This window comes from Amnimonas aquatica (assembly GCF_002943415.1).
GTDB classification, from domain to species: domain Bacteria; phylum Pseudomonadota; class Gammaproteobacteria; order Pseudomonadales; family Moraxellaceae; genus Perlucidibaca; species Perlucidibaca aquatica_A.
In genome coordinates this window covers 1-1,578 of the sequence record NZ_PTQZ01000300.1, presented here as the reverse complement: position 1 = coordinate 1,578, position 1,578 = coordinate 1, and the positions used below count along the sequence as shown (strand labels likewise).

Here is a 1,578-nt window from a genome sequence, read left to right as displayed (position 1 = left end):
TCAATCCGTTAACATGCCATCACCACACATCCCTTGTGGATCGCTGCACCGCTTTGTGACATTTCCATGAACAAGCGGAGGATAAGTTCGGCGCACGGGAAAAATCCTGTCCGACAATAGCCATGATCCGCCACAGCAGTGTCATGCAGGGAGACAGATATGTCTTATTCAGACATAGTGGCTGCGCAGCCCCTGCCCTAGCTTCATAGCCTGCCCGACATGCCCGTCACGACAAGAACAAGAGGCAACGCGCATGAGCCACGTATCCCGGGTTCTCCAGCCCGCATCACCATCCGGCAGCCACCGCATGCCGGGCCGGCGCGGCCTGCCGCTGATCGGCCAGACCCTGGCACTGATGCGCGACCCCATCGGCTATCTCAGCAGCGGTTACGCCGAATACGGCGAAGTCTTCTGGTCCGACGCCTACGGCGTGCGCATGGTCCACCTCCTCGGCCCCGACGCCAACCAGCTCGTCCTGCAGAACCGCCAGCAGGTGTTCTCCAATGCCGAGGGCTGGGACTTTTTCATCGGCCGCTTCTTCACCCGCGGCATCATGCTGCTCGACTTCGAGGAGCACCGCTGGCACCGGCAGATCATGCAGGCCGCCTTCACCAAGAAAGCCCTCGCCTCCTACCTGGATGGCATGAATCCCGGCATCGCCCGCGGCCTGGCGGGCTGGCGGCCGGACAACCGCTTCACCATTCTCGACCACGTCAAGTCGCTCACGCTGGACCTGGCCACGGAAGTCTTCGTGGGCGCCAAGCTCGGCCCGGAGGCCGATGCCCTCAACGAGGCCTTCGTGCTCACCGTGCGCGCGGGCACGGCCATCGTCCGCCACCCGGTGCCGGGACTGCTCTGGCACAAGGGCCTGCGCGCACGGCGCCTGCTCGAGCGCTTCTTCCTCGAACGCCTCCCGGCCAAGCGTGCGCGCCCTGGCAGCGATCTGTTCAGCCAGCTCTGCCTCGCCGAAGGCGAAGATGGTCAGCGCTTCAGTGACGCCGACATTGTCAATCACATGATCTTCCTGCTGATGGCCGCGCATGACACCACGACCATCACGCTCTGCTCGCTGCTGTACCAGCTGGCGCGGCACCCCGAGTGGCAGGAACGCGCGCGCGCGGAGAGCCTGGCGCTGGGGCGTCGCGACCTGGCCTTCGAAGACCTGGAGAAGCTGCCCGCCATCGGCCTGTGCATGAAGGAGGCATTGCGCCTCATCGCGCCGGTGCCGAGCATGCCCCGCCGCACCCTCAAGGACATGGAGTTCAAGGGCATACACATTCCCGCCCGCTCTCTGGTCAGCATGACGCCGCTGTTCGCGCACCACATGGCTGAGCACTGGGACCTGCCCGAGCGCTTCGACCCCGCACGCTTCCTCGAACCACGCCTGGAGCACAAGCGTCACCCTTACCAGTACGTGCCTTTCGGCGGTGGCGCGCACATGTGCATCGGTCTTCACTTCGCGGAAATGCAGGTCAAGGCCATTGTCCACCAGCTGCTGCAGCGCTACCGCTGGAGCGTCGCTCCCGGCTACGACATGCCGGTCGACTTCAGTTCGCTGCCGGTTCCGGCCGACAAGCT

The 1,578-nt window shown here is 64.6% G+C and carries 1 protein-coding gene; it reads left to right on the top strand.

Annotated elements, in window-relative coordinates; all coding sequences use genetic code 11:
- Positions 1-253: 253 nt before the first annotated feature.
- Positions 254-1,578: cytochrome P450 (locus C5O18_RS09320; protein ID WP_105193343.1), on the top strand; the 1,325-nt coding region annotated here is incomplete at its 3' end.